The organism is Fibrobacter sp. (assembly GCF_045112255.1).
GTDB lineage: Bacteria > Fibrobacterota > Fibrobacteria > Fibrobacterales > Fibrobacteraceae > Fibrobacter.
The window spans coordinates 1-2114 of sequence record NZ_JBGUHR010000031.1 but is presented as its reverse complement, the minus strand read 5'-3'; the positions used below and the strand labels follow the sequence as shown (position 1 = coordinate 2114).

2 protein-coding genes are annotated in these 2114 nt (G+C 50.5%); both read left to right on the top strand.

The window, feature by feature from the left end:
- The coding region (locus tag ACJMM9_RS03305; protein ID WP_405323838.1) for a hypothetical protein at positions 1 to 1210 on the top strand (1210 nt) is incomplete at its 5' end.
- The coding region (locus ACJMM9_RS03300) for a hypothetical protein (RefSeq protein WP_405323836.1) at positions 1200 to 2114 on the top strand (915 nt) is incomplete at its 3' end. The genes ACJMM9_RS03305 and ACJMM9_RS03300, both read left to right, overlap by 11 nt.

Here is a 2114-nt window from a genome sequence, read left to right as displayed (position 1 = left end):
AGACTATATCGGATTGGTTGTCGGCGGAAGCAATGACATCAACCATCGTGGCGCGGTGCGTTGCAAGATTCTTGGCGTTACCGAAGACTACGAAGACGATGAGCAGCCATACGTATATCCAGCGATTACCACTGGTATTCAGCAAGTTCCTCAAGTGGGCTATTACCTGCGGATCCGTTTCATGCATGGCGACGTAAACGCCGGGTATTACTATGGAATGTCGCAGACACAAGACGTGGCTCCAGCCGCGTTCACCGAATATTATCCAGACGTTGCCGTGGCTAACCTCGGCGAAGACGGTTTCTTTTATACGCATAATCGACAGACGCACATCACCGACATAGTGAATCCGGGAAACAACTCGACTCTCACTTGGGATGCGTCTGGCTTTGTCACTTACGAGTCTGGAACCGCGCATGCGCAAGCTGGCATGGGCGCGAAGGAAGGAACTGGCGAGAATCTGCAGCATGTATTGACCGAAGGCACTATCGACATCTTCACTTGTATGCCAGTAGGCCATAACCGTGCAAACAGCGGCATTGGGCAAGGTAGCGAGTATCTTACGATATCTCACATATCTCAAGCGACGATTGATGCCTTCAACGGACAAGGCCAGCCGACTGAAACTGGCAATTCTCCGCAGCAGCCGCAGACTGAAGCTGACATTCCTAAGATTGACATTATCAATAAATCTGGCGAAGTCGTTGATACGGTTCCGATGGAACGTACTGACCAGATGATCAAGCGTAACGGCAAGGAAATCAAGCGTATCCTCGTTTGCCATTCCGAAGGCGAGTGCTTCCCGATCATGGCCAAGAAGTTCATGGAAAGCTCCAGCACGGCACATTACCTTGTCGGTAAGGTCGCTGGCCAGCCAGAAGTTCTTTCCGATGACAACAACGATAAGGATTCTCTCAAGAACAGCGGTTTCGTGCAGTTCATCGACATCGAGGATGATGGCGGCGTGTACAGCGGTTCCACTATCAATGGTGACAAGGCGAACGTCGACTCGGTCATCATCATGTGCATCGGTTCTGCGACGGACAGCTTGACACCTTACCAGACTGGAATACTGGATAAACTTGTTACGCATATTAGGGCTAAGGCCAAGAATGACGATATTCCGGTGGTATCGCCGAATGACTTTGACATTCCGAAGCCGACTGCCTTGATGCCTACATTTAACGGAGACGACTACAATGGCGGTTAAGGACGGTTGCTCAAAACTTGAGAATATTGCTGCTCCAGGCGGCACCGACAACGGTGCGGTCGTAGCCGACAAGACCCCTACCAACTCGTCTACCCAGTCGACTCCGAAGCCGTCGTTCATGACAACTATTGACGGTGCCGTCAATAAATTTACTGGCGCGGTCGAGGAAGTTGCTTCGGCTATTGACGTCGGTACTCGCAAGCTGAACGCCGTCGACTGCTCCGACATGCTGTTTGACTTTATCAAGGAAAACGTGCCCTTGTTCGGTACGGCCATGGGTGGTCTCGACAAGGTCAAGAACGCCATGAACGGCGTGACCAGCGGCGCGTACATCAGCAAGCTCATTCAGGAACCGGATTTCATGAAGAACATCTGCAGCTTCATCGAGAACTGGGGAGGAATGATCGATGGCTGGCTGGACGTTTTCATCAAGACCGCATTTGCCCTTTTCAATAAGATTGACGCTGCTCGTACTCGCTTGGAAGATGCCCATTTGTCCATTACCGAAGCCGTAAGGCACTGCATACTTGACGTATTCAATGCCATGCGCGACAAGATAATGGATACGATTAACTTTTCTATTTCTATCAACTGGGATGACTTGCTGAGGCACATGCACAACTGCCCTTGCATCTGCAAGATCATTGCCAACTTGACTGGATGTACCGAAGACGAGAACGGTCGTGACATTACCACGAACGCTGCCGCAGTGAAGTATTGCCTTGAACAGAAGTTCTCATTGATGACCCCGGTTGGGTTGAGTCTTGCCATCGACAACTTGCTTACAAAGTATGTCCGTCGATACATCGACTTGGCCTTCAACTACATCGAGTCTTGGATTGTCTATGTGTTCAACTTGCTCATCAAGCCGTTCCGCTGGCTGATGAAGAAGTATGTGTCCATG